Origin of the sequence: Isoptericola chiayiensis, assembly GCF_013149805.1 — a bacterium.
GTDB lineage: Bacteria > Actinomycetota > Actinomycetes > Actinomycetales > Cellulomonadaceae > Isoptericola > Isoptericola chiayiensis.
This window is the reverse complement of record NZ_JABEZT010000003.1, coordinates 129,250-153,487: the sequence shown is the minus strand read 5'-3', so window position 1 is coordinate 153,487 and position 24,238 is coordinate 129,250. Positions and strand designations below refer to the sequence as shown.

Below are 24,238 nucleotides of genomic sequence, written 5' to 3'. Positions count from 1 at the left end.
TACCGTACCGTCGTCGCGACCACCCGAGAGGACCCCCTGTGACACGACGCCCCGGCCGACCGAGCTCCCTGTGGACTCACGTGCGCCGATGGGTCGACCCGTTCGTGGTCGGCATCCTCCTCGCGCTGCTCGTCGGCATCGTGCTGCCCGTCCCGGACGGTGCGCGCGGCGTGCTCGACGTCGTCACCGACGTTGCCATCGCGCTGCTGTTCCTGCTGTACGGGGCACGGCTGCCGACCCGGGAGATCTGGCGGTCGCTGACGAACTGGCGCCTCCAGGGGTCCCTGCTCGCCGCGACGTTCGTCGCGTTCCCGCTCGTGGGGCTCGCGATCTCGGCCGCCGTCGGGCCGCTCGTCGGGCAGGGGGTCGCCGTCGGGCTGCTCTGCGTCTCCCTGCTGCCGTCCACGGTGAACTCCGCCGTCGCGTTCACGTCCGTGGCCCGCGGCGACGTCGCCGGCGCGATCTGCGGCGCGACCGTGTCGAACGTCGTCGGCATGGTCGCCACTCCCCTGCTGGTGCTCGGCCTCATGAGCGGAGCCGCCGCCGGTGACGGCGCGGTCGGTGCGGACGGCCTGCAGACCGTGCTCCTGCAGCTCCTCGCACCGCTGGTGGTCGGCCAGCTCCTGCAGCCCTGGGTGGGCGGGCTCGTGCGACGGCACAAGGGCCTCACGACGGCCGTCGACCGCGGCACGATCCTGCTCATCGTGTTCACGGCGATCAGCGGCGCCACCGCCGAGGGCATCTGGGCGGACATGACCGCGGGGGTCGTGCTCGTGCTCGTCGGATCCGCCGGCGTGCTGCTGGCTGTCATGCTCGCCGCCACCTGGTGGGGCGGCCGCGCCCTCGGGCTGCCGCGCGACCAGCGGGTCACCCTGCTGCTCGTCGGCGGGATGAAGTCGCTGGCCACCGGCCTGCCGATGGCCTCGGCGCTGCTGCCCGCCGCGACGCTCGCCGTCGTCGTCGTGCCGCTCGTCGTCTTCCACCAGCTCCAGCTCGTGGTGTGCTCGGTGCTGGCCCGGCGCCTCGGGCAGGAGCCCGCGGGGGTCTCACCGGACCCGGACGCCTGAGGCTTCCGGGGCTCAGCCGAGCGAGTCGGCGATCGCCCTGGTCAGCAGCGCGGACGCTGCCGGGCCGCCGTGCCCCTCGTCGACGATGTGCAGCTCGCTGCCCGGCCAGGCCCGGTGCAGCTCCCACGCCGTGACAGCGGGGCCGGAGATGTCGCGGCGGCCGTGGATCAGCACACCCGGGATGCCGGCAAGGCGGTCCATCCGCCCGAGGATCTGGTCGCCGCCGAATCCCGAGTGCGACCAGTAGTGGGTCACGAGGGTGGCCAGCACGTCGCGGGTGGGCGAGGTGTGCCACCGTGGGTCCGGCTCCCAGCCCGGTCCGAGCGAGACGTGCACGTCCTCCCACCGGCCCCACGCCGCGGCGGCCCGACGGCGGACGGCGGCGTCCGGGTGGCGCAGCGCCCGTGCGTAGGCGTCGACCAGGCGCTCCCCCGGCGGCCGCTCGACGGCGGTGGCGAACTCGTGCCACACCTCGGGGAACACGCGACCCATCGCCTCGGTGACCCACTCGACCTCCGCCGTCGACGTCGTCGTCACCGCGAAAAGGCCCAACGCGGAGACCCGCTCCGGATGCGCCTGGGCGTACGCGAGCGCGAGCGTCGTCCCCCAGGACGCACCCGTGACCATCCACCGCTCGACCCCCAGGTGGGCGCGCAGCGCCTCGATGTCCTCGATCTGCGCCGGCGTCGTGTTGGTGTCCAGCAGGTCGAGCCGGTCCGGGGCCAGCGGCCGGCTCCGTCCACAACCCCGGTGGTCGAAGGTGATCGCCTGCTGGCGTCGCGGATCGATGCGACGCCGGTGCCCGGCCATCGCCCCGGCGCCAGGACCGCCGTGCAGCCACAGCACCGCCGGGCCGCGCCGGTTGCCCGCCGCCTCGAAGTACAGCTCGTTGCCGTCGCCGACGGGCAGGCGGCCGGTGTGCAGCGGGACGTCTGGCATCCGCCGAGGGTATCGGCGACGGCTCGGTCGCCGGCGGCGGCGCGGTCGCCGGCCGCGGCTCGGTCGCCGGCGGCGGGGTTGCGCGGTCAGACGGTCTCAGCCCGCTTCTGGCGGGCGAACTTCGCCGGGAGGTCCGGCCCGTCCCACACCTGGATCGCCCGCCAGATCGATGCCGCGATCGGCACGGCCAGCACCGCGCCGGTGATGCCGACGAGCACGGTGCCGGCCGTCAGGGCGAACAGGATCGCCAGGGGGTGCAACCGCAGGGTGCGGCCCATGACGATCGGCTGCAGGAAGTTGCCCTCGAGTTGGTTCACGCCGACCACGATGGCGACGACGATCAGTGCCTCGACCGGGCCGACGGCGACCAGCGCCACGAGTGCGGCGAGGATGCCCGCCAAGGTGGCACCGACGAGAGGGATGAAGGCGAGCAAGAAGACCAGGACCGACAGCGGGAGCGCCAGCGGGACACCCACGATGGCGAGTCCGATCCCGATGCCGACGGCGTCCGCGGCCGCCACGATCGCCGTCCCGCGGACGTAGTTGCCCAGCGTCTGGATGGTCGCCGACCCGACGCGCCGACCGCGCTCGTACGCCTCGCCGTCGAACGGGCGCAGCAGGAACTCCCACATGGCCGGGCCGTCCTTCAGGAAGAAGAACAGCACGACGACCATGATGAAGAAGCCCGCGACGAAGTCAGCGGTCTGCGACACGCCCTGGATCGCCCCGGACCCGACCGCGCTGGACTGCAGGAAGTTCAGCGCGGAGTCCCGCACCGAGCTGATCTGCTCCTCCGAGATCTGGAAGGGCAGGTCCTGGACGTAGGTCTGCAGGGAGTCGAAACCGTCCAACGCCTGCTGCTGCAGCTCGTCCCACTGGTCGACCACGGCAAGCACGACCAGCCACATCACGGCCGCCAGGATCGCGATCAGCGCGAGGAGCGAGAGCCACGTCGCCAGGAGCGAGCGCACCCCGCGGGCGCGCAGCCACGAGACCAGCGGCGAGATCGCCGCAGCCAGCACCAGCGCGATCAGGAGCGGAATCACCACGAGCGTCAGGCGCGTGCCCACGAACACCGCCACCGCGACGATCGCGACGATCGCGAGGGTCTGCACCGAACGCGTCGCCACCTTGCCCATGCCGTCCGACCAGAGCTTCGAGGCACCCCGAGGCTCGGTGACCCGCGGGCGCGTCACCTCGCGGCTCGCCTCCACCGGCTGGCGGTCGCGGCGTGGTGCGCGGCGGCCGAAGAGACCCATGATCCGTCCTCCCTCGTGGTCCCGGCAGGCGCCGGACGTGACGACGGTAGTGCGGTCAGGCCACGACCCGGCGGCGACGCGCTGGGACGACGGCGCTCAGACCGCTCCCATGGCGGGGAAGAGTCGGAGCCGGCTCAGGCCAGGCGGGCGAGGACGGCACCACGAAGATCGACACGACGTCAACCTCGCGGCGAGGGCCTGGGCCAGGCGATGGCCACAGCACGTGGCATGGTCCAGCATGGCGAGATGTGTCGAGATGACGACGTCGAAGCACGTCTTGACCGGCTGGAGTCGACGTACGCACTGCAGCGCATCGTCGCGGAGTACGCGCACGGTGCCGACAAGAGGGACCCCGAACGCTTCCTTGCGGCGTTCCACACCGACGGTGTCTGGGACGTCGGCGTCGCGCGCTTCGTCGGCCACGACGAGATCCGAGCGGCCATCGAGCGCCAGTGGAGTTCACAGCCCCGGATGCACCACTGGACCACCAACACGTCTGTCAGCCTGCTCGGGCCGGACTGCGCAGAAGGAACCTCGGACGTCACGGCGCTGACGCGACGTGCCGACGGTCGGTGGCTGCTCTCTGCGGGAAGCTATCTGGACACCTTCGAGCGACGCGCACGGTCCTGGGCGATAGCGTTACGCCGCGCCGTCGTGCACTCCAGCATCCCTCTCACGGCCGATGAGCTCACCGCGTCGGCCGTCGGTGACATCGCGAACGTCTAGGTCCCTTGCCATGCGTATCGAGAACCTGGAACTCACTCCGCTCGACGGCGCGCCAGGCGTGGTCATGTCGTTGCTCGCCCCGGGCGTCGACCCGGAGCTCGTCCGTGTCGATGTCGTGGTCGTGCAACCTGGTGCGTCGCTCCCCAAGCACCCTGCGGGAAGCGATCAGGCGTTCTACGTGGTGAGCGGGTCCGGGCAAGTGGGCGGGGACGACGACGTCCCCACCGTCGTCGGGCCGGGTGACCTGGTGTCCTGGGACGCTGGCGAACAGCACACCACCTGGGCGACGACGACCCTCACCGCGGTCATCGTGCAGCGCAGGGTCCCGTGACGGGTTCCCGCAGGGCCTCGATGATCTGCGCGACGGCTCCAGACCACTTCTGAGACACGGGACGAACTGCGCGATGACCAGGGAAGACGTCACCGTAGCGCACCACAGGAGCACCGGATCGGGTCCCCCGAGGAGGCGCCCTCTACGGCTCTCGCGCCCCCGCGGCCCTTCCGGCGAGGAGGTTCTCGGTGAACCGGGTGATGTCGTCGACGAGACCCGGATGTGCGTCCGGGTGCGGTGACTCGCGGGCCACGGCGTCGAAGGCAGCCCCCAGCGCCTCGTCGACAGGTCGGCCGCATCACGGAGCCCCCATGACCCGACCTCTGTCACCAGGTGGGTTCGCGTGACGGCGGCATGGCGATATGTCCGGTCGACGGCGAGAGCGAGCTCGCCGTCGTTGGGCTGATGCGTCTGCGGTACGACGTCGTAGGCGGGCGCGAGTTCCACGCTCCCGTCACGTCGATGGAGCAACGCCAGGTTCTTGGCGTGCATGTCAAGGTTGCCGACCGCGACACCGAGAACCGTCAGGCGAGCGAGACGCCGGAGCCCCGCCCGATCTCCGAGCATGGCGAGCTCACGGGCCACGCGTTGCAGGGAAGCCTTGCCCCCGAACTTCTGGTACTTCTGGTCGCCCTGCAGGCCGAGCGCCTGGTTGAAGTCCTCCTGATGCATCCGGCGAGGCATGCCGTCGTCCGACCGTTCACGGTCGTAGCGTTCGACGACCAGTGCGGGCACACCGTCGAACTCGTCGATCCAGGTGGGGAAGGCCGCCAGCCCGAGCACGCGAGCCAGCCTCGCTCCGTACTCCTCGTCGTAGATGAGCGAGGGATGGTCTTGCGAGACGGGCTTGAGGATGTGTGTCGACGGGTAGCCGTCGAGCGCCCGGGCCCAGCCCTCAGCGGTGCGTGTCAGTACGATCTTGTCCTGGACGCCGGCCAGGGACGTTTTGCCCCGGTCCGGCTTGTTGGCGAGCGGGTAGGACGTCACCTCAGCCAGCAGCTCACCGACACCCGCCTCCGAGAGCCGTTCGAGCGCGGGCGTCCGCGGTTCACCCGGCGCCTCCGGGTCCCAGATCTGCAGTCCCCTGCGACGTCGCGGCCGTACGCGCGAAGCATCGCGACGACGTCGTGCTGCGGCACCCCGGCGTCCTGCGCAAGCCGTACCAGCATCTGTCCCTCAGGCAGCAGCTCGCGGAAGTAGTTCTGCCGCCTGGCGCGACGGGCTCGCGCCGGCACGACGGCGAGCGGTACGGCGACCGACAGCACGAGGCTGTCGAGGCCGAACTCGTCGACCGCCTCCGGATCTGCGGCGAAGTCGAGAGCAGGTCCCCGCCCTGTCAGAGAACCGATCCTGGTGCCGTACAGCTCCACCTCGAGGTCACTCATCGTCGCTCCGCGGCTCGATGGACGCGGAGAGCGTCGTTCCGGTCTCACGCAGCACGGCGAACAGCCGGTCGGTGTAGATCGACGGCTTGCCGGACTCGATCTCCCAGATGTAGCGCTGCGTCGTGCCGATGCGAGCCGCCAGCTCGCGTTGACTCCACCCGTTGATCAGCCGGGCCTGCTGGAGGATCCGCCCGAGCGACTCGGGTCCGGTGACCGTGCCCTGGACCGCCATGCTGACCGCCTCTGCTCGACTACGTATCGGTAGTCATTGTTCGTGACTACGAATGCGTAGTCAAGAGCCTTGACTACGTTATCGACATCGATCTGGGAGGAGCGGCGTCATCAGCCCGCCGATACAGGGCTAACCGCCCCGTCGGCGCTCCAGTGCCAGACGTCCACCGTCACCCATCCGCGCAGCAGTCCCGACTGCGAGGGGCCGCGCTGGTCGCGTCGACCGGAACCGGTGTGGCGCAGTCTCGGTCGACCCTGGGCTCAGCCGCCGGGGCCCGTGGACAGCGCTCGTCCCACGAGGACACCATTGGCAACCGTCACCGGGATCACTCTCGTGATGACGGCCAGCGGCAGGTCGCCGCCGTAGACGTGGGGGACCATCCACCGGCGCAGGCACGACTCGCGGATCCCAGATCCTTGGCGACTCGCCACACCGTCGCGTCCCCGCGCGGGTCAGGCCCACCGCTCTAAGCCGGGGCCTAGATTGCAGGTATCACGGATTCCCTTCCCGAGACGATCATCGCCTCAGATCAGGTCTCCGGGACCCGGGTCAGGCTCCGATCGCACCTACAACAGGGCTTGCAAGGCGTGAAACTCCTGGTGTGACACAGGTCACACACATGCCGTTGCGTCAACGCGTTTGACGCTTCTAGCGTTCACGTCAATCGGTTGACGTCAATCGTTCGACGTCGATCTGGAGGGCGACGAAGGGGCCGTCATGTTGACCATGCGGGACATTGCCGAGGAGCTCGGCGTCTCTGTCTCGACTGTCTCGCTCGTGTTGAACGAGCGGGATCGGGGGCGAGTGCGTCGCGACATCGCAGACCAGGTGCGCGCTCGCGCGGAGGAGCTTGGCTATGTTCCGAACGTCTTGGCGCGCGGTTTGAAGACGAAAAAGTCGCACACGCTTGGCCTCCTGGCGGATCGTGTGGCCACGGTTCCGTTCGGCGGTCACATGCTTGCCGGCGCCCAGCGCGCGGCGTGGGAGTTGGACTTCCTGTTGATGGTCATCGACACCGACGGCAACGCCGCCATGGGCGTACCTGCGACGCAGTCCTTTCTGCAACGGGATGTCGAAGCGTTGATCATTGCCGCCGACTACCACCGGGAGGTTGCGGTCCCGGCCGCACCTCGTCGTCTGCCCACGGTGATTCTTGACGGTTGGCCAGATTCAGCTGGCGTGGCCGACGGTGTCGTCCCTGACGAGCGCGGCGGCGGCCGGACTGCTACCGAGCATCTCCTCGCGGCGGGTCATCGACGGATCGCCATGTTGACGGTCGCTGGAAGCACCTATGTGGCGGCGGCCATGCGTCACGCAGGCTATGACGACGCGCTTGGTGGCGCGGGACTGAGCCCGGACCCGGATCTGGTCTACAGCGTGCCCGAGGCGTCGACTGCTGCCTCGTTCTCCGTTGCCCGTGAGCTGCTGACGCGACCGGATCGACCGACCGCGGTGTTCTGCTTCTCGGATCAGCTGGCCCTGGCTGTGTTCCAGGTCGCTGCGCAGCTGGGCATCCGGATCCCCGCGGAGCTTTCGGTCGTCGGATTCGACAACCAGCAGTTCGTCGCGGATGCGACGCTGCCCGGCCTGACGACCGTCCAGCTGCCCCACTACGAGATGGGCGCCTGGGCCGCCCGCCGAGCGATCTCGCGCATCCGTGGAGAGGCGGATCAGCCGACCACCGTCGAGAAGATCCGCTGCGGACTCGTCGAACGCGAGTCCGTGGCTCCACCCCCCGACCTCAGCTGAGCCAACAGATCCCATCTGAGGCGCGACAACGACCAGCAGTGACCGAGAAAGACAGCAAGGAGGCTGACCATGAGAATCGCACGACACCGAACCCCTGCCGTGGTGGCAGGAGCCACGACCCTGGTCCTGGCCGTTTCCGCCTGCGGGCAGAACACGGACTCGGACTCGGAGTCGAACGCGGACACACTCACCGTGCTGCAGTACGAGAACCCCGACTCGGCACAGGGGCAGGGCTGGGCCCGCGCGGTGGAGATCTTCGAGGAAGAGCACCCCGGAGTCACGGTCGACTTCCAGACCACCAGTTTCGACGCCATGCGACAGAACGCGAAGATCACCCTGTCCGGCGACGACGTTCCCGACGTCGTCGAGTTCAACAAGGGCAACGCCGACGGTGGACAGCTCGCCGCGCAGGGTCTCCTGGACCCGCTGACCGAGCAGGTCGAGCAGTTCGGCTGGGACGAGAAGGTCACCGGCTCGATGGCGTCCTTCGCTCGCTACGACGAGAACGGCAACGCCGGCTCGGGCGAGTGGTACGGCATCCCGAACATCGGCGAGTACGTGATGCTCTACTACAACAAGGAGATCTTCGACGAGGTCGGGATCGACGAGCTTCCCACCAGCGTTGCCGAGCTCGAGCAGGACATGGACGCAATCCTCGAGGCCGGCTACACGCCAATCTCGAGCTCAGCCTCCACCAGCCAGGGGTTCAACCAGATGTGGGTGTGGTACTCCCTGGTGTCCGCAGAGGCGAGCCGTCAGCAGATCGACGACTTCATGTTCCTGCAGGGGGACGTGGACTTCGACGCGGATCCGTGGCGGTCCGGGACTGAGAAGTTCCAAGACTGGATCGAGAAGGGCTACGTGGGTGACGACCTCGCCGGCCTGAACTTCGAGCAGGCCACAGTCAACTTCCTGCAGGGCAACACGGCCATGCTGATCTGGAACAACGGTGAGTTCGACCGCATCACCAACGACGCGTCCTTCGACTGGGGCTACTTCACGATGCCCGGGGCGAACCTGACGATGGGCTCCTCTGGTCACCTGTGGGGTGTGCCGACCAACGCCCAGAACAAGGAGCTCGCCTACGACTGGATCGAGACGACGCTCAGCCCCGAGGTCCAGAACCTCATCGGCACCAAGGGCGGTCTGCCGCTGGCCGGCGAGACGGAGTCGATCGATGACCCGCTGATCAGGGATTTCACGGCCCGGTTCGACGAACTGGTGGCGGGAGACGAGTTCTCGTTCTACCCGGACTATCCCGTCCCCGGATTCCTCGACTTCATCCAGGAGCATATGCAGGCCATGTCCAACGGTAACGAGGACGCCGACGGATACCTCGCCGACCTGCAGGCCTTCTACGACGAGGGCAAGGCCTTCCAGACCGGTCAGTGACCGATGGTGTGGGGCCGCGCCTGCGGCCCCACACCATCCCAGGAGGACACAATGACGACTGAGACCACTGCGAGATCCACTCGCAGCGCAGCGCAACGCCGCTCCGGCACCGCGCGCAGAACCGGGCGTGCCGGCTACTGGTGGTACCTCGCACCGCTGGGCGTGGGATTCCTCGCGGTGGTGGCACTGCCGTTCGTGATGAACGTCTACTTCAGCCTGACCAGCTGGCGTGGCGGCATCGCACCGGCGACGTTCATCGGACTCGACAACTACGCACGTCTGCTCGGAGACGAAGAGTTCTGGAGGTCGCTCTACAACTCGGTCTACATGATCGTCGCAATCGTGGTGGTACCGACCGTCCTCGGTGTACTCATCGCCGCTGCGCTCTTCGACTACATCGGCAAGCAGTTCGGCGGCAGAACGGCGGCCTTCCTGAGGGCGACCTACTACCTGCCGCAGATCGTGCCCATCGCCGTGGCAGGCTTCATCTGGGCGTGGGTCCTCGACTCCCAAAGCGGCCTGTTCACCCTGGTGCTGCAGCAGTTGGGCATTCAAGATCCCCCCGACTGGCTCGGCGACCCAGCCATCGCCCTCTACTCGGTCATGCTCGTGCTGATCTGGCTGCAGATCGGGTACCCGGTGGTCATCTTCATGGCGGCGCTCCAACGCGTCGACCCGGAACTGTATGAGGCGGCCGAGCTCGACGGCGCAGGGTGGTTCCGCAGGTTCCGCGCGATCACGATTCCGCAGATCCGTCCCGAGGTCTTCGTCGTCGTCCTGACGGCTACCGTCGCCTCGCTCAAGGTGTTCGCACCGATCCTCATCCTCACAGGCGGCGGCCCCGAGGGATCGACTGTCGTGCCTTCGTACTACGCCTACCGCAACTTCTTTGAGCTGTCCCGGGTGGGATATGGCGCCACCATCGCCACCGTCATGTCCCTGGTGATCTTCCTGGCGGCGACGGTGCTGCTCATCCTGCAGCGACGCTCCGACCGGCAGGAGAACCGCTGATGTCCCTCACAAAGACCCCCGCGTCCTCCCGGAACACAAAGACCTCGCGACAAGCTCGAAGCCCGCGGGCACCCTGGCGATGGATCGTGCTGGCCGTCGTCGGGATCGGGGCGATGCTCACTGCAGCGCCCTTCCTGCTGCTCGTGCTCAACGCCTTCAAGTCGAGCAGTGACTACAGCCAGAACGGTCCGCTGGCGTGGCCAACCACGTTCAGCATGCAGGCATTCGAGGGGTACCTCGCTCGTGTCGACTTCCCTCTCGCGCTGTGGAACTCCATCGTCATCAGCGTGGTTGTCGCCTTCGTCGGCGTGACGCTTGGCTTGCTTGCCGCCTACGGACTTGGGATCGGGCGTATCCGCGGCAGCACCGCGGTCGTCGCGGTGTTCCTGCTGGCCACGATGCTGCCGCACGAGGCGCTCATCTACCCCTTGTTCTACGGCGCCCAGTCTCTCGGGCTGTTGAACTCCATCTGGTCGATCATCATCGTCTTCGTCGTACTGCAGGGCGCGTTCGCGACCTACCTGCTCTCGAGCGTCATGTCGACAGTACCGAAATCACTGCTCGAGGCCGCGGCGCTCGACGGCGCCAATCGACGCCAAGTCCTGTGGCAGGTCGTGGCCCCCGTGCTTCGCCCGACCATGTCGGTCCTGGTGGTGTTCTTCTTCATCTGGACCTGGAACGAGTTCTACATCCCGCTGGTGCTGCTCGCTGACCCGGCCTCCCAGACCGTGCCCATCGCACTGTCGACGCTTCGCGGCCAGCACTCCATCGACATCACCGTCGTCAACGCCGGATCCCTGCTGTCCCTGATCCCCACCATCATCTTCTTCGTGCTCTTCCAGCGGACGCTCAGCCGCGGCGTCACCGCCGGCGCGATCAAGTAACCCGAGAAAGGACTTCCATGCGTCACCTGTGGGCCAGCAGCCCGTCTGCCGTGCAGAGTCGTTCGATCAATGCCGAGAACCCGAGCGGGGCACCTGGTCACGCAGCCTCCGCATCATCCCCGCTCGGCCCCGGGCGCAAGGGATCGGCATTCCTCGCCGCCGAACGAGGCGAGTCACTGACACTGGCGGACATCGAAGGCCCCGGCGTTATCCGGCATCTGTGGATCACCGTGCCAGACCGAACCGAAGCAGGCCCCTGGGTCCTACGGGACCTCGTACTGCGCATCTACTGGGACGGCGACGAACATCCGGCGGTCGAGGCTCCGCTGGGCGACTTCTTCTGCAACGGGTTCGCTGAACGCGCACTGGTGACCTCTGAGCTGGTGGTCGTCGCCCCGACTGGTGGCATGAACTCCTACTTCCAGATGCCGTTCCGCCGCCGCGCCCGCATCACGCTGGAGAACCAGCACCCCGGCTCGATCGAGCACGTCTTCTACCAGGTCGACTACACGATCGGCGATGACGTCCCCGATCACGCCCAGTACTTCCACGCACAGTGGCGGCGGTCCAACGGCAGCACCGCCCTCGGCGAGGACCACGTGATCGTCGACGGCATCGAGGGCACCGGCACCTACCTGGGGACCTTTGTTGCCCTGGCCTCTCTGCACCGTTTCTGGTGGGGCGAAGGTGAACTGAAGTTCTTCATCGACGACGACGAGGAGCTGCCCACGCTGTGCTCGACCGGGCTGGAGGACTACGCAGGTGGAGCCTGGGCATTCCAGGACGAGCTGCGAAGCGAGCCCGCGCCGCAGGTTCTGACGTTCTCGGCGCCGTACTGCGGGTACCCGCAGTACGTGAACCGCGACACCACCAAGGCCTCCCCGTTCGCGGTCGACGCACCCGCCATGCACGGCCTCTACCGGTGGCACGTCCCGGACCCGGTGCACTTCACCCGTCGGCTCCGCGTGACGCTGCAGCAGATCGGCGCCTGGGACCACGGGCTATTCGAACGCTCCGACGACATCTCCACCGTGGCCTACTGGTATCAGCAGACCCCCACCGCCCAGTTCCCGCCACTGCCGACGGCAGATCAGCGCAAGCCCCGATAGGACAAGCCGCCTTCGACGCGGTCCGCCACGGACCGCGTCGAAGGCCGCCGCCCCCTTGCCCGCAACGACTGACACGGGCAATGGGGCCGCGCCCCGTGCCTGACCCGCCACCGGTCAGAGGACGTACACAATGGCTAGCTCGGCGCATCTACTACGCGAAGTCGGCCCAGATCCGCCGCCCGGACCCGTCGCCAGTCAGCGAGCCTCCGTGGGGGATCCACGGTGGAAGCGCGTGGCCGAACGGCACGCCAACGTCAGACTGGTGAATCGTGCCGGTGCAACCTACTTCGCGCGGCAAGTTCGACGCGCCCGAGCTCTGGCAGAGCGTGGTGTGATGGGTGCCATGTCGACGACGGCGATGCCCACGCTGGAGATGCTCTGGGAAAGTGACGACCCGACCGAGGTCTTGCGGCGCAGGTTCGGCCTTGCGGATGGTCGCGCGATCGACGAGTGGTTGGCCGAGGTCGGTCTCCATTGGGGTGTTGGCGTCACTGCGTGCCGTCGGATCGTGATGAGCGACCACAACGCCCTCGCGTGGCTCACGACGTCCGCCGGCGCTCTCCTCGCCAAGTGGTCGGTGGCTCATGAGCGATTCGACCGGTTGTCGGAGCTCGCCGATCTTGCGCGGTGGCTCGGTGAGTGTGGCGCTCCGGTATCTGTACCGGTTCCAACCGCCGCGGGGAGTACCTCGGTCTGTGCGGACGGGGCCCTGGTGACGCTGCAGCACGTGGTCGACGGAGATCACCTCGACGTCGCGAACTCCGACCAGGTGAGGTCGGCAGGAGCGGTGCTGGGGAGGTTGCACGACGACCTCGCCCGATATCCGCGATCCGAACGGCTTCGTCAGCCGTCTCCGGCGACGACGGGTACGTTGACTGACCGTGTCTCGGGATGGCTTGATGCGGACCGGTCCAACGTCCCAGCGACTCTGCGGACATCACTGAGCGAGCGACTGGTTGACGCGCCGACGGAGTCAGTGCAGCTCCAACTCATCCACGGGGACTATCGGGCGGCGAACATCCTCTGCGCCGATGGCCGCGATGGCCGCGTCGCCGCGATCCTCGACCTCGAGGAGGCCCGGTTCGACCATCCTGTTGCGGAACTGGCGCGCTCGGCGGTCATGCTCGGGACGCTGTTCCGCGACTGGGGGCCAGTCTCGCCACAGGTGCGCGCCGACTTCCTGGCCGGCTACCAATCACATCGCGCTCTCGGGGAGTCCGAGTTGCGCTGGTGGGACATCCTCGTCGGCTGGTACTTGCTCGGCATGATCCCGCCGGACCCGGCGCAGGACGCCACGGGATGGCGGGCGGCCGCCGAGGAACACCTGCACGACGTCGCGCCGTGACCCGCTTTCCCGAGCCGGTCGTGCCGCCGTCGTTCACGGTCGACGAGATGCTGGTCCGGTTCGAGAGCCCGACGCAGAATGAGGTCGGGTACCACGTAGGGGTCTTCGGGCTGGCCAATGGTCTCGCCCGATCGGGTCGACTATCGGCGGAAGACTGGTCGTGGTGGCGCGCCAGCAATGACTGGTGCAACGCCGCGTATCCGGATCCGACCACGGTGGATCCCGCGGTCTACGACCAGGTTCTGAACCCGGGCGCCCGGGCGTGGTTCCGCAGCTCGGCTACCGATCTGATTGCCAAGGCCAGGGAGTACGTCGCCCTGCTCGACGAGTACGAAGTGGCATGCGTGGAGCGGTACACCCGTGCGCCGGGCCGCGTCGTCTATGGGGACAAGGTCCAGGTCATTGCTGTGCCGGTCGGCGCGTTGGTGACGCGCCGACTCTCCTGAGCGTGCCTCACGACGCGGGAATGTCCACTGGCGTCCGGGACGGTGCAACCTACTTTGCGCGACCAGCGCGACACGCCCGAGTTCATGCAAGGTAGCCAGGCGTGTTCGCGCAGTCTGCGCTGCACGTCGACAACACCGACAGATCAGACCTGCATGTCGACGAATCGCGAGTAATGCCCCTGGAACGCCACGGTGATCGTGTCGGTCGGACCATTACGGTGCTTGGCGACGATCAGGTCGGCCTCGCCGGCGCGCGGGGACTCCTTCTCATAGGCGTCCTCGCGGTGCAGCAGGATCACCATGTCTGCATCCTGCTCGATGCTGTTGTGGACAGCGATGCCGTTGGCGATGAAGTTGTGCGTGTCGAGCACCGTTGCGTCGAAGACCTGCTTCTCCCCCATCGACTCGATCGACAAGACCTCGTCCCACAGCAGGTCGTTGACCGCCATGATCTCGAGCTCTTCGCTCTCGAGGACGTCGGCGATCCTGCCGAGGCGCTGCCGCGAGGGTGCGTGCTTCCAGAGTGCGCTGCCGCAGAACTGTGTGCCGATCGCTTCGGCGAACTGGCGGTGGGACATCCCGCGCTCGACCAGCAGGTCACGGACGTCGTCCCATACTTGGCGCGGCACGGTGTCCCGGTTCGTGTTGGCCTGGGTCTCGCGAATGATCTCGAGAAGCTCAGCGGCCGTATCACCGCGGTCGCCGTGGACGCCGATCTCCTGGAGGAACCGTCGCTGGTCGTCCACACCCGAAACGTCTAGCGTGTAGCCCTGCCGGTATGCACCCTTCAGCGTGGCACGCCGAATCCTTGTCGAGATGCCAAAGCGCAGCAGGAGTCGCGAGAGCCCATCGACGAGCTCTCGGGCCGTCGAGGCGTAGTAGATCCGCCCGCCTCGCCGGTTCTTGTTGACCGTCACTGACCCGTCGGTCGCCCAGATGTGCTTGATGAAGAGCGCGATCTGTTCCTTGGGCAGGTGGAACACGCCCGACGGGATGAACTTCTCATGGCTTCGGGCGCCGAACAGGCCCAGATCGTCCAGCCACGCCGCAACCGGGTTCCGCTTCCCGCGCGCCAACCTGTACGGCGCCGGAAGTCGGAGCGTGGTCACGCGAGCGGCTGCGTAGTCGTCGCGCACGGGCGTGATGCCGAACGCGGTCGCCGCGTCGCTGACGGCGTCCAGGTTGCGCTCGTCGATCGAGGCGTAGCGGATGGGCTGCCGCTTGACGAACGAGCCGTCACCGAGCAGGTGCGCCAGCATGACCACCTTGCGGTCGTCCCACGCAGTATTCTGTTCCGGGCCCGGGACGTGCCGCGGCACGCCGAGTCGGGACCCGACCTCGAGCTCGCCCAGCGGGGTCCAGCCCTCGTAGGTGAGGAACGGGTGGTTCGCCGTCGCCTCGATCTCCTTGCCGGACGCCAACTGGAGCCGGTACACCTGCTTCACTCCGGTCGGGAAGACGTGGGTGAGGTGCCGCCGGACGTACTGCAGCCGATCGTTCAGAGCCCACACGGGAACGTCTTTGGCGTTCAGCGCGAACAACTCGCCCATCGTCGTCTCCGCACCGGTATCGGCGCGGAGGATCCGCGTGTCCTCGGTCAGGCATCCCGACTCGCGAAGATCCGACATCTGCGGCTTCTTGTCGCCACGCGTCTCCGGTCCACGGTTCAGCTGCGAGAGCGCGATGACCGGGACCTCGATCTCCTTCGCGAGCAGCTTCAGCGCTCGCGAGAACTCGGAGACCTCCTGCTGCCGCGACTCGACCTTCTTGCCGGAGGTCATGAGCTGCAGGTAGTCGACGACGACGAGCTGCAGGTCGTGTCGCTGCTTGAGCCGCCGGCACTTGGCGCGGATCTCGGTGAGCGACATGTTGGGCGAGTCGTCGATGAACAGCGGCGCCTCGGACACCTTGCCCATCACGCCGGCGATCTTCTGCCAGTCGTCCTCGGCCATGGATCCGTTGCGCAGCTTCTGCAGGTGGACGCGAGCCTCGGCCGACAGCAGACGCATGGTGATCTCGTTGCGGCTCATCTCGAGCGAGAACACGACCGACGTCTTCTGGTTCTTGATCGACGCGGCTCGCGCGATATCGATTGCCAGGGTCGACTTGCCCATGGCCGGCCGCGCCGCGACGACGATCATCTGCCCGGGGTGCAGCCCGTTGGTCAACCGGTCGAGGTCCGCGAACCCGGTGGGCACGCCCACCATGCCCTCGCCGCGGTTCCCGGCGGCCTCGATCTCGTCCATCGTCCCGCCGATGATGTCGGCGAGCGGGAGGTAGTCCTCGGAGGTCTTGCGCTCGGTGACGGCGTAGATCTCGGCCTGGGCGTTGTTGACGACGGCCTCGACGTCGCCGCCGTCGGTGGCGTAACCGAGCTGGACGATCTTGGTGCCGGCCTCGACGAGCCGCCGCAGCACGGCACGCTCCCGCACGATGCGCGCGTAGTATCCGGCGTTGGCCGCCGTGGGAACGCCGGCCATGAGGTCGTGGATGTAGGAGGCGCCGCCGATACGGCCGATCTCGCCGCGCTTGGTCAGCTCGGCGACGACGGTGATGGCGTCGGCGGGCTCGCCGCGGCCGTAGAGGTCGATGATCGCCTCGTACACGGCCTCGTGGGCAGGGCGGTAGAAGTCGTTCCCGCGGATCTGCTCGACGACGTCGGCGATGGCGTCCTTGGACAGCAGCATGCCGCCGAGCACGCTCATCTCGGCGTCGATGTCCTGCGGCGGGGTGCGGTCGAACGCTCCGCTCGACGGCGCGCCGTAGCCCGCCTCCAGCTCCTCGATCGACATGCGTCCCCCTCCTGGTCCCTGCCGTCCGCGCCACCCGCCCCACCGTGATGGCCGGCGGTCGTCAGGGTTCAGTCCTACCGTCCCCCTCAGACACTCGGGATGACGCTAGGCGCGCCCGGGACCACGTGCAACGGAGCCTGTGGACGGATCTGTGGACCAGGGTGTGGAAGACTGCCTCCACCCTGTGCACAGCCGGTGGACAACTCTGTGCACAACTGGGGAAATCTCCTGTGTACAAGTCACAGCACGGGGCTGACCTGCCCCGATGCTGTGCCCAGGCTGTGGAGGAAAGAAAGTTGAGTGAGGTTCGCCGCCTCGATCGCGAGATCCTCGCGCTCGCCTGGCCCGCCCTGGGTGCGCTGGTCGCCGAGCCGCTGTTCGTGCTCGTCGACAGTGCCGTCGTCGGGCACCTGGGTACGGCCCAGCTCGCCGGGCTCTCGCTCGCCTCCACTCTGCTGGTCACGCTCGTCGGGCTGTGCGTCTTCCTCGCCTACGCCACCACCGCGGCCGTCGCACGCCGCCTCGGCGCCGGGCACGACCGCGAGGCGCTGCAGTCCGGCGTCGACGGCATGTGGCTCGCGCTGCTCCTCGGCGCAGTGCTCGCCGCACTGCTCTGGCTCGCGGCGCCATGGGCGGTCTCGGCCATGGGGGCGTCCGACGACGTCGCCGCGCACACGACGACGTACCTGCGGTGGTCGGCACCCGGCCTGCCGGGGATGCTGCTGGTGCTGGCGGCCACGGGCGTGCTGCGCGGCCTGCAGGACACCCGCACGCCCCTGTGGGTCGCCTCGGGCGGTGCGGTGCTCAACGCGATCGGTTCGGTGGCGCTGGTCTACGGCGTCGGGATGGGCATCGCGGGTTCGGCCATGGCGACGACGACGGCGCAGCTGCTGATGGGTGCGGTGCTCGCGGCGGTCGTGGTCGTCGGTGCCCGCCGGCGCGACGCTTCCCTCCGCCCCCATCGGGCCGGCATCTGGGCGAACGCGGTCGCCGGGGCGCCGCTGTTCGTGCGGACCCTCTCGCTGCGCCTGGCGATCCTGCTGACGGTCTGGGTGGCGACCGGGCTCGGTGCCGTGGCGCTCGGCGGACACCAGGTCGTCAACAGCCTCTGGGGGTTGGCGGCGTTCGCGCTCGACGCCCTCGCCATCGCCGCCCAGGCACTCGTCGGGTACGGCCTCGGCACCGGGGACCGCGAGCGTGTCCGGGCCGTGCTGCGCCGCTGCCTGCAGTGGGGTGTCGCGGCCGGGGCGATCATCGGCGTCGTGCTCGCCGTCGCGGGCTGGTGGATCGCCCCGCTGTTCTCCCCCGACCCGGACGTCCGGGTGGCGGTCGCGGTGGGCCTCGCGGTGTGCGGGCTGTGCATGCCGATGGCGGGCTGGGTGTTCGTGCTCGACGGCGTGCTGATCGGGGCCGGCGACGGGCGTTTCCTCGCGGCCGCCGGGATGCTGACGCTGGTCGTCTACGCGCCTGTCGCCCTGATGGTGCGTGCGTGGGCTCCGGAGGGGGCCGTCGGGCTGGCGTGGTTGTGGGCGGCGTTCGCCGGCGTCTTCATGCTCGCGCGCGCCGTGACGACCGGCTGGCGGGCGCGGGGCGAGCGCTGGATGGTCACGGGCGCCTGACCCGCCTCGCAGCCGCCTGGCCCCGCTCGCCCCGGTCCGCCGCCCCTGGCCGCCGCCCCTGGGCCGCCGACGGCTACGATTTGTTGCAGTACGGCGCTCGTACTGCAACGCATCCGGGCGTTCGACGTCGGATGCTGACGGTTGTCCACAGGCCGTCCGCACGGCCGGGCGGATTCTGGTGCCATGACTCCGTGCGTTCCCCCGAAACCCTGCCGCCGGCGGCCCTCTCGCTCGCCCGTCGGCAGGAACAGCTGATCGACAGTCAGCAGCTCCAGGCCTGCGGCGTGAACCGGTCGCGCATCAGCCGCAACGTCGGGTACGGCACCCTCCGGAGGGTCGGCCACGGGATCTACGACCTCATCGCCGTGCCGCCCGAACAGCGGACGATGGATCCCGATCCCGAACGGAACGACCTCCACCAGCACCGACGACGGCGTGGGGCCTGGCTCGGTCTTCTGCGCTACGGACCTCGAGCAGTGGCCGTCGGGCAGACGGCTCTCCTCCTCCATGGCGTCGAAGGGCTACCTGTCGAACCTCGCGTCGAGGTCAGCCGCCAGGACCGGCGGGAACGCACCTCCTTCGAGGGCGTGACACTGCGACGCTACGTGTCGTTCCGCCATGTCGCCGACGTCGGCGGCCGTCGCGTCGCGCCGATCCAGCTCGCCCTCGCACAGGCCGTGCCGACCCTGGAACGCCGGGAGGCGGTCGCCGTGCACGACAGCGCACTGCACCGGCGGCTCGTCAACGCGGTCACCCTGCGAGAGGCTCACGATCTGGCGCGCGGCCGCCGCGGCGTCGAACGCACCCACCCCTGGTGGGACCTCACCGACGGACGCGCCGAGTCACCCGCGGAGACCTGGGCCCGGCTGAGCTGTCTGGACGCGGGCGCACCACCCGACGCCCTGCAGCACCTCTTCTACCGGCGCGACGGCAGTGTCGCCGCCCGCGTCGACCTCGCCTGGCACCTACCGGACGGCCACTGGTTCATCTGCGAGATCGACGGCCGCACGGCGCATGAGTCCCCGCAGGCTCTGCTGCGTGACAGGAGGCGGCAGAACGAGCTGGTCGCAGCCGGTCACAGGGTGGTGCGATTCACCGGCGCCGACGCCTACCGCGACCTCCCGGGTGCGGCGATCCGTGCACACCTGCAGCGCCTCGGCTGGGTGCCGGGCGGACGGATACCGCCGGTCTCCTGGCTCGACTGACCTCTGTCGCCGCGCCGAGTGCTCCGGAATGTTGCACTCCGAGCGCCATACTGCAACAAATCGTAGCCGTCGGCGGCCCGGGGGGGCAGGGAGCCGTCGGCGGCCCCGGCGAAGGGAGCCCTCGGAGCACGCAGTGCCGGGTACGGCGAAGGCCCCGGCCCCCGCAGCAGCGGGGACCGGGGCCTTCGGCGAGCAGCGTGCCGGCGTCAGCCGGCGACGACGTCGAGCTCGATCTTCGCCGACACCTCGGGGTGCAGGCGGACCGAGACCGTGTGCTCACCGGTCTGCTTGATCGGCTGGCCGATCTCGATCTTGCGCTTGTCGACCGACGGGCCACCGGCGGCCTGGACGGCCGCGGCGATGTCCGCCGTGGTCACCGCACCGAACAGACGACCGGACTCGCCGGCGTGCGCGGAGACGGTGTAGGTGCGCGACTGGATCGACTCGGCCGCAGCCTGGGCGTCGTCGCGGGAGGCGATCTCGCGGGACTTGCGAGCCTTGCGGATCGCGGAGACCTGCGACTCGGCGCCCTTGGTCCACGGGGTGGCCAGCGAACGCGGGATGAGGTAGTTACGGGCGTACCCGTCCTTCACCTCGACGACGTCGCCGGGCTCACCGAGACCGGTCACCTCGTGGGTCAGGATCAGCTTTGCCATGATCTGGATCCTTTCCTCAGCGGGCCGACGACGAGTAGGGCAGCAGGGCCATCTCGCGGGCGTTCTTGACGGCCTTGGCGATCTGGCGCTGCTCCTGCACGGACACGCCGGTGACGCGACGCGCGCGGATCTTGCCACGGTCGGAGATGAACTTCCGCAGCAGGGCGGTGTCCTTGTAGTCGACCGTCTCGACCTTCGCGGTCTTGAGCGGGTTGGCCTTCTTCTTGGGCTTCCGCACCACAGGCTTTGCCATGGTGAGTGCTCCTTCTCAGGTGCTGTCCCCGCGAGGCGGGGACGAGGGGTGATCGTGGATGTGAGCGGCGATCAGAACGGGGGTTCGTCCGAGAACCCGCCGCCGGACGACGCCGGACCAGCCGTGGCCCAGGGGTCGCTCTGCTGATTGCCGCCGGAGGAGAATCCACCGCCGCCACCGGGCTGGCCACCGGCGTTGCCGCCGTAGCCGCCACCGAATCCACCGCCGCCGCCGCTGCGCTGGGCGCGAGCGACCTTCGCCGAGGCCCACCTCAGCGACGGGCCGATCTCGTCGACCTGCAGCTCGACGACGGTGCGCTTCTCGCCCTCGCGGGTCTCGAACGAGCGCTGCTGAAGCCGGCCCTGCGCGATGACGCGCATGCCCTTCGTCAGCGACTCGGCGATGTTCTCCGCCGCCTCGCGCCAGACGGAGCAGCGCAGGAAGAGCGCCTCTCCGTCCTTCCACTCGTTCGACTGCCGGTCGAACGTGCGAGGCGTGGACGCGATCGTGAAGTTGGCGACGGCTGCACCCGACGGGGTGAAGCGCAGCTCCGGGTCCGCGGTCAGGTTTCCGACGACCGTGATGACGGTCTCACCAGCCATGCCAAGCTCCTTCGTTCGTCCGCGAGTTTCGACTGTCCTCGATGTTCCAGTGGCATCCCATCACGGGGCACCGACAGGTGCCCAGCCGGGACGCGGGGATCTACGGTCCAGCAGGACTCAGGCAGCGTCCTTGCGCATGATCTTGGTCCGCAGCACGCCCTCGTTGAGGCCGAGCTGGCGGTCAAGCTCCTTGGCGGTGTCCGGCGTCGAGGTGAAGTCGACGACGGCGTAGATGCCCTCGGAACGCTTGTCGATCTCGTAGGCCATGCGGCGACGGCCCCAGATGTCGGTGTTCTCGACGGAGCCGCCGTCGGTCGTGATGACCTTGAGCAGCTTCTCCAGCGTCGGGGCCACGGTGCGCTCCTCGACCTCCGGGTCCAGGATCACCATCAGTTCGTACTGACGCATGAGTTCAACCCACCTCCTCTGGTCTCAGCGGCCACGGTCCATCCGTGGCAGGAGGGTTCTTGCGTGCGTCGGCCGCACCCACCTTCGCGGTGCGCCGCCCCGGTGACGGGACGACGGCGGTACGGCCAGTCGACCAGGATACCCGCTCAGGGCGTCCCGGACGAAGTTCGGGGCAGAGTGGTGTCAGTCACCACCGTTGCCGTTGCCCCCGCCGTTGCCGGGGCCGGTGGAGTCCTCGCCGTCGTCCTCGCCGTCCCCGCCGCCGGTCTGCGTCGGCGTGGGCGTCGGCTCCTGGGTCTCCTCGGGCCCCTGCGAGACGACGAGCGTCACGGTGGCACCGGGCTCGAGCTCGGCACCCGCACCGGGATCGGTGCGGATGACCTGGCCGGCCGGGACGTCGTTGCTGTACTCCTGCGACTCGGCGGCGCCGAGCCCCACCCGTTGCAGCTGGGCGCGGGCCGACCCGACGGTCTGGCCGGCGACGTTGGGCACGGCGACCCGCTCCTCCTCCTGCGTCTGGCCGGTGGAGACCCACAGGGTGATGTTCGAGCCGGCGGGGATGCTGCCGCCCGGGTCGTAGACGTCCACGACGGTCCCCTTGGGGGCGTCGTCGTCCTTGGCCTGGGTGGAGACGCTGAGTCCCAGACCCTCGAGCAGCGCTGTCGCCTGGGCGACGTCCATGCCGACGAGGTTGCCGGGCAGCTCCACCCACTCGGGCGTCGACTCGGACGGCGTCGGGGTGGGCGAGGGTTGCGGACGCGGCGGGGTGTAGGCCGGGAACTCCGCGACGTCCTTGCCCTCGAGGGCGACCTGCATGTACTCGGTCCACGCCTGCGCGGGCCAGGTCGAACCGGTGATCTCGTCGTATCCGCCGAACGTCTCGATCTCGGCCGTGCCCCCGAGGATCCCTTCCTCGACGTCGACGTTCTTGTACTGGCGCAGGTTCACGATCGTGGCGAGCTGAGGGGTGAACCCGGTGAACCAGGCGGCCTGGTTGCCGTTGGTCGTACCCGTCTTGCCGGCGACCGGGCGACGCGTGCCGTCGGGCCCGGTCAGGTCCAGTGCCGCGCTGCCCGAGCCTTCCTCCACCACCTTGGTCATGGCGTAGGTCGCGGCGTTCATGACGTCGGTCTCGAACTGCTTCTCCGAGCCCGTGTCGGGCTGGTAGCGCATGGTGCCGTCCATGTGCTCGACGTGCTCGACGACGTGCGGGGTCACGTAGGACCCGCCGGCCGCGATCGTCGCGTAGGCGGACGCCATGTCCACCGGGCGGACCGCCGTCGTCCCGAGCACGTTGGCCGGAACCGCGTCGATCGGGTTGCTCTCGTCCTCCCGGATCCCCAGCCGGTGGGCGACGTCGGCCGTCTTCTCCGGCCCGTTCTCGATGTTGAGCTCGACGTAAGCGGTGTTGATCGAGTTCGCCGTCGCCTCGACCAGGTCGACCTGGCCGTAGCTGTAGTTGCCGAAGTTCGACGGCCACTCCCGCTCCGGGTCCTTCGGGTCCAGATGGGCGGGCGAGTTGCCGTCGAACGTCTCGTTGAGCTCGTGACCGTTCTCGAGGGCGCCGATGAGGGTGAAGGGCTTGAAGGTCGACCCGGCCTGCACCACGTCGTCGGTCGCGGTGTTCAGCGACTGCTTCAGATAGTTCGGCCCGCCGTACAGCGTCCAGATCGCGCCGTTCTCGGGGTTGATCGACACGATGGACGCACGGATGTTCTTGTTCGCGTCGTCGGGCATGTTCCTGACGATCTTGGCGGCCTCGCGCTGCAGCTTCGGCTTGATCGTCGTGTAGATCTGCAGGCCGCGGGACTCGAGGTCCTCCTGCGTGAACTCCCCGGTGGCGAGCAGCTCCTTCTTGACGGCCGCCATGATGTAGCCCTTCTGGCCACCGAGGCTGTTGCCGCCCTCGTCCTTGGGGACGTACTCCGGGAAGGTCGCGTCCGAGGCCTCAGCGGCGGTGATGTACCCCTGGTCCGCCATCCGCGAGATGCTGCGCTCCCAGCGCGCCTTGGCGACGTCCTCGTTCACGGACGGGTCGTAGCTGACGGGCGAGGGGATGATGCCGGACAGCATCGCCGACTCGGAGATCGTCAGGTCCGCGGCGCTCTTGTCGAAATAAGCCTGGGCGGCGGCCTCGACGCCGTAGGCGCCGCGACCGAAGTAGATCGTGTTCAGGTACCGCTCGAGCACGAGCTCCTTGGGTTCGCTGCGCCCGATCTTCAGCGCGATGATCGCCTCGCGCGCCTTGCCGACGAGGTCCGTCGTCGTGCCGAGGTAGTACCGCTCCACGTACTGCTGGGTGAGCGTGGAACCGCCCTGGCGGCTGCCCGAGTTCGTCAGGTTGTTCCACGCGGCGCGCGCCAGACCCTTGACGTCGACGCCGGGGTCGTCCCAGAAGGTCGCGTTCTCGGAGGCCACGACGGCGTTGCCGACGTAGCCCGGCAGGTCCTCGTACTGGACGAGCTCACGCTTGATCGACGAGTAGGTGCCGATCTCCTTGCCGTTGGCGTAGTAGACCGTGGTGGCCTGGTGGTCGACCTCGTCGAGGTTGTCGGGGATCTCCGTGGTGGACCAGGCGGCGAAGAACACGCCGGCGCCGAGGGCGAGGCACGTCAGGGCGCAGCCGACGACGACGCGCCACGACGGGAGCCATCGCTGCACGATGCCTTTCCCCCGGCGCGGGTAGTTCCAGAAGCGACGTCTGCGGGTGCTCGCCACGTCCAACCTTTCGCTGTGCGAAGTCCTCGGTCCTGCGGTGTGCCCCACCGGGCACGAGGAGCCTCAGGGAACACTAGGGGATGCGTCCTACGCGCTGTCCAGGCGATGCC

Annotated in this window: 22 protein-coding genes and 1 pseudogene; 12 read left to right on the top strand and 11 right to left on the bottom strand. The window is 68.6% G+C overall.

Going from position 1 to position 24,238, the window contains the following annotated elements; all coding sequences use genetic code 11:
• Positions 1–80: 80 nt before the first annotated feature.
• Entirely contained in the window at positions 81–1,067 is a 987-nt protein-coding gene (locus tag HDG68_RS06910) for a bile acid:sodium symporter family protein (RefSeq protein WP_343037466.1), read from the top strand.
• Positions 1,068–1,079: 12 nt separating this feature from the next.
• Here HDG68_RS06910 and HDG68_RS06905 read toward each other — a convergent pair whose 3' ends face one another.
• The gene (locus HDG68_RS06905; protein ID WP_172150571.1) at positions 1,080–2,006 is read right to left on the bottom strand and encodes an alpha/beta fold hydrolase; all 927 of its coding nucleotides are present in this window, start codon (positions 2,004–2,006) and stop codon (positions 1,080–1,082) included.
• 86 nt (positions 2,007–2,092) lie between these two features.
• Positions 2,093–3,265 carry an AI-2E family transporter gene (locus tag HDG68_RS06900; RefSeq protein ID WP_172150569.1) on the bottom strand — a complete coding sequence of 391 codons (1,173 nt, stop codon included), beginning with the start codon at positions 3,263–3,265 and terminating at the stop codon, positions 2,093–2,095.
• 246 nt (positions 3,266–3,511) lie between these two features.
• Here HDG68_RS06900 and HDG68_RS06895 point away from each other — a divergent pair, with 246 nt between their 5' ends.
• Both HDG68_RS06895 and HDG68_RS17655 read left to right on the top strand, forming a co-directional pair.
• A complete protein-coding gene (locus tag HDG68_RS06895) occupies positions 3,512–3,991 on the top strand; it encodes a nuclear transport factor 2 family protein (protein ID WP_172150567.1) in 480 nt (159 codons plus the stop codon).
• The gene (locus tag HDG68_RS17655) at positions 3,948–4,322 is read left to right on the top strand and encodes a cupin domain-containing protein (protein ID WP_425483757.1); all 375 of its coding nucleotides are present in this window, start codon (positions 3,948–3,950) and stop codon (positions 4,320–4,322) included. Before HDG68_RS06895 ends, HDG68_RS17655 begins: the two co-directional genes overlap by 44 nt.
• A gap of 405 nt (positions 4,323–4,727) precedes the next feature.
• Here the strand turns inward: HDG68_RS17655 and HDG68_RS17650 are convergent.
• The 3 genes and pseudogenes from HDG68_RS17650 to HDG68_RS06880 all read right to left on the bottom strand — a co-directional run.
• Positions 4,728–5,309, bottom strand: a pseudogene (locus HDG68_RS17650) (HipA domain-containing protein); the annotation flags it as partial.
• Entirely contained in the window at positions 5,306–5,707 is a 402-nt protein-coding gene (locus tag HDG68_RS16960; protein ID WP_246253694.1) for a HipA N-terminal domain-containing protein, read from the bottom strand. The gene HDG68_RS16960 and the pseudogene HDG68_RS17650, both read right to left, overlap by 4 nt.
• Positions 5,700–5,939 (bottom strand): helix-turn-helix domain-containing protein, encoded by a 240-nt coding sequence (locus tag HDG68_RS06880; RefSeq protein ID WP_172150563.1) that lies wholly within the window; start codon positions 5,937–5,939, stop codon positions 5,700–5,702. The genes HDG68_RS16960 and HDG68_RS06880 overlap by 8 nt, the downstream gene beginning before the upstream one ends.
• A gap of 717 nt (positions 5,940–6,656) precedes the next feature.
• On the opposite strand from HDG68_RS06880, the gene HDG68_RS06875 reads away from it, so the two are divergent.
• The 7 genes from HDG68_RS06875 (at position 6,657) to HDG68_RS06845 (ending at position 13,875) form a co-directional block, all read left to right on the top strand.
• Positions 6,657–7,688: a LacI family DNA-binding transcriptional regulator gene (locus HDG68_RS06875; protein ID WP_172150561.1), complete on the top strand. Its 1,032-nt coding sequence runs from the start codon at positions 6,657–6,659 to the stop codon at positions 7,686–7,688.
• A 69-nt stretch (positions 7,689–7,757) separates the two neighbouring features.
• The gene (locus HDG68_RS06870; RefSeq protein WP_172150559.1) at positions 7,758–9,080 is read left to right on the top strand and encodes an ABC transporter substrate-binding protein; all 1,323 of its coding nucleotides are present in this window, start codon (positions 7,758–7,760) and stop codon (positions 9,078–9,080) included.
• Positions 9,081–9,131: 51 nt separating this feature from the next.
• A complete protein-coding gene (locus tag HDG68_RS06865) occupies positions 9,132–10,091 on the top strand; it encodes an ABC transporter permease subunit (RefSeq protein WP_172150557.1) in 960 nt (319 codons plus the stop codon).
• 86 nt (positions 10,092–10,177) lie between these two features.
• The gene (locus tag HDG68_RS06860; protein WP_343037464.1) at positions 10,178–10,975 is read left to right on the top strand and encodes a carbohydrate ABC transporter permease; all 798 of its coding nucleotides are present in this window, start codon (positions 10,178–10,180) and stop codon (positions 10,973–10,975) included.
• 17 nt (positions 10,976–10,992) lie between these two features.
• Positions 10,993–12,084: a glycoside hydrolase family 172 protein gene (locus HDG68_RS06855; protein WP_172150553.1), complete on the top strand. Its 1,092-nt coding sequence runs from the start codon at positions 10,993–10,995 to the stop codon at positions 12,082–12,084.
• Between the two features lie 232 nt (positions 12,085–12,316).
• Positions 12,317–13,429, top strand: a complete 1,113-nt coding sequence (locus tag HDG68_RS06850) for a phosphotransferase (RefSeq protein WP_172150551.1) — start codon at positions 12,317–12,319, stop codon at positions 13,427–13,429.
• Positions 13,426–13,875 carry a hypothetical protein gene (locus tag HDG68_RS06845; protein ID WP_172150549.1) on the top strand — a complete coding sequence of 150 codons (450 nt, stop codon included), beginning with the start codon at positions 13,426–13,428 and terminating at the stop codon, positions 13,873–13,875. Before HDG68_RS06850 ends, HDG68_RS06845 begins: the two co-directional genes overlap by 4 nt.
• A gap of 143 nt (positions 13,876–14,018) precedes the next feature.
• On the opposite strand, the gene HDG68_RS06840 is transcribed toward HDG68_RS06845, so the two are convergent.
• On the bottom strand, positions 14,019–16,667 hold the full coding sequence (locus HDG68_RS06840) for a replicative DNA helicase (protein WP_172150547.1): 2,649 nt from the start codon (positions 16,665–16,667) through the stop codon (positions 14,019–14,021).
• Positions 16,668–16,963: 296 nt separating this feature from the next.
• Between HDG68_RS06840 and HDG68_RS06835 the strand changes: the two genes are divergently transcribed.
• A complete protein-coding gene (locus HDG68_RS06835; protein ID WP_216648136.1) occupies positions 16,964–18,286 on the top strand; it encodes an MATE family efflux transporter in 1,323 nt (440 codons plus the stop codon).
• An 83-nt stretch (positions 18,287–18,369) separates the two neighbouring features.
• The gene (locus HDG68_RS06830; RefSeq protein ID WP_172150543.1) at positions 18,370–19,491 is read left to right on the top strand and encodes a type IV toxin-antitoxin system AbiEi family antitoxin domain-containing protein; all 1,122 of its coding nucleotides are present in this window, start codon (positions 18,370–18,372) and stop codon (positions 19,489–19,491) included.
• A 206-nt stretch (positions 19,492–19,697) separates the two neighbouring features.
• Here HDG68_RS06830 and rplI read toward each other — a convergent pair whose 3' ends face one another.
• From rplI to HDG68_RS06805, 5 genes are all read right to left on the bottom strand, one after another.
• Positions 19,698–20,147: a 50S ribosomal protein L9 gene (rplI, locus tag HDG68_RS06825; RefSeq protein WP_172150542.1), complete on the bottom strand. Its 450-nt coding sequence runs from the start codon at positions 20,145–20,147 to the stop codon at positions 19,698–19,700.
• 16 nt (positions 20,148–20,163) lie between these two features.
• Entirely contained in the window at positions 20,164–20,400 is a 237-nt protein-coding gene (gene rpsR, locus HDG68_RS06820) for a 30S ribosomal protein S18 (RefSeq protein ID WP_172150541.1), read from the bottom strand.
• Between the two features lie 71 nt (positions 20,401–20,471).
• Positions 20,472–21,002 carry a single-stranded DNA-binding protein gene (locus tag HDG68_RS06815; protein WP_172150540.1) on the bottom strand — a complete coding sequence of 177 codons (531 nt, stop codon included), beginning with the start codon at positions 21,000–21,002 and terminating at the stop codon, positions 20,472–20,474.
• 117 nt (positions 21,003–21,119) lie between these two features.
• A complete protein-coding gene (rpsF, locus tag HDG68_RS06810; RefSeq protein WP_172150539.1) occupies positions 21,120–21,410 on the bottom strand; it encodes a 30S ribosomal protein S6 in 291 nt (96 codons plus the stop codon).
• 183 nt (positions 21,411–21,593) lie between these two features.
• Positions 21,594–24,071 carry a transglycosylase domain-containing protein gene (locus tag HDG68_RS06805; RefSeq protein WP_172150538.1) on the bottom strand — a complete coding sequence of 826 codons (2,478 nt, stop codon included), beginning with the start codon at positions 24,069–24,071 and terminating at the stop codon, positions 21,594–21,596.
• Positions 24,072–24,238 lie beyond the last annotated feature (167 nt).

Bases quoted from the DNA above. Each gene is read 5' to 3' on its own strand.
- HDG68_RS06880 (WP_172150563.1), bottom strand. From the start codon at position 5,939: ATGGCGGTCCAGGGCACGGTCACCGGACCCGAGTCGCTCGGGCGGATC.
- HDG68_RS06875 (WP_172150561.1), top strand. From the start codon at position 6,657: ATGTTGACCATGCGGGACATTGCCGAGGAGCTCGGCGTCTCTGTCTCG.
- HDG68_RS06855 (WP_172150553.1), top strand. From the start codon at position 10,993: ATGCGTCACCTGTGGGCCAGCAGCCCGTCTGCCGTGCAGAGTCGTTCG.
- HDG68_RS17655 (WP_425483757.1), top strand. From the start codon at position 3,948: ATGAGCTCACCGCGTCGGCCGTCGGTGACATCGCGAACGTCTAGGTCC.
- HDG68_RS06895 (WP_172150567.1), top strand. From the start codon at position 3,512: ATGTGTCGAGATGACGACGTCGAAGCACGTCTTGACCGGCTGGAGTCG.
- HDG68_RS06815 (WP_172150540.1), bottom strand. From the start codon at position 21,002: ATGGCTGGTGAGACCGTCATCACGGTCGTCGGAAACCTGACCGCGGAC.
- HDG68_RS06905 (WP_172150571.1), bottom strand. From the start codon at position 2,006: ATGCCAGACGTCCCGCTGCACACCGGCCGCCTGCCCGTCGGCGACGGC.
- HDG68_RS16960 (WP_246253694.1), bottom strand. From the start codon at position 5,707: ATGAGTGACCTCGAGGTGGAGCTGTACGGCACCAGGATCGGTTCTCTG.
- HDG68_RS06870 (WP_172150559.1), top strand. From the start codon at position 7,758: ATGAGAATCGCACGACACCGAACCCCTGCCGTGGTGGCAGGAGCCACG.
- HDG68_RS06840 (WP_172150547.1), bottom strand. From the start codon at position 16,667: ATGTCGATCGAGGAGCTGGAGGCGGGCTACGGCGCGCCGTCGAGCGGA.
- HDG68_RS06900 (WP_172150569.1), bottom strand. From the start codon at position 3,265: ATGGGTCTCTTCGGCCGCCGCGCACCACGCCGCGACCGCCAGCCGGTG.
- rpsR (WP_172150541.1), bottom strand. From the start codon at position 20,400: ATGGCAAAGCCTGTGGTGCGGAAGCCCAAGAAGAAGGCCAACCCGCTC.
- rplI (WP_172150542.1), bottom strand. From the start codon at position 20,147: ATGGCAAAGCTGATCCTGACCCACGAGGTGACCGGTCTCGGTGAGCCC.
- HDG68_RS06865 (WP_172150557.1), top strand. From the start codon at position 9,132: ATGACGACTGAGACCACTGCGAGATCCACTCGCAGCGCAGCGCAACGC.
- rpsF (WP_172150539.1), bottom strand. From the start codon at position 21,410: ATGCGTCAGTACGAACTGATGGTGATCCTGGACCCGGAGGTCGAGGAG.